Genomic DNA, 317 nt, shown 5'->3' with positions numbered 1-317 from the left:
GGCGATCCGCAACGTCGCCGACCAGGCTGAAGAAGCCGCGCGCGCCGGCCGCACCCAGATCGTCCTCAGCGACCGTCATATCGCGCCGGGCAAGTTGCCGATCCACGCCTCCCTGGCCACGGGCGCGGTGCACCACCGCCTGACTGAAAAGGGCCTGCGCTGCGACTCCAACATCCTCGTGGAATCCGCCACCGCCCGCGATCCGCACCACTTCGCGGTGCTGATCGGGTTCGGCGCCTCGGCGGTCTATCCGTTCCTGGCCTACGAAGTGCTGGGCGACCTGATCCGTACCGGTGAAGTGCTGGGCGACCTCTACG

Annotated in this window: 1 protein-coding gene; it reads left to right on the top strand. The window is 68.5% G+C overall.

Annotation, left to right across the window (positions count from 1 at the left end):
• Positions 1–317: glutamate synthase central domain-containing protein (locus SB756_RS28965; protein WP_410912970.1), on the top strand; the 317-nt coding region annotated here is incomplete at both ends.

Origin of the sequence: Pseudomonas sp. SIMBA_068 (genome assembly GCF_046534705.1) — a bacterium.
Lineage (GTDB): Bacteria > Pseudomonadota > Gammaproteobacteria > Pseudomonadales > Pseudomonadaceae > Aquipseudomonas > Aquipseudomonas putida.
Note: the sequence above shows the minus strand (reverse complement) of the source record. Positions and strands in the feature narration are given on the sequence as shown.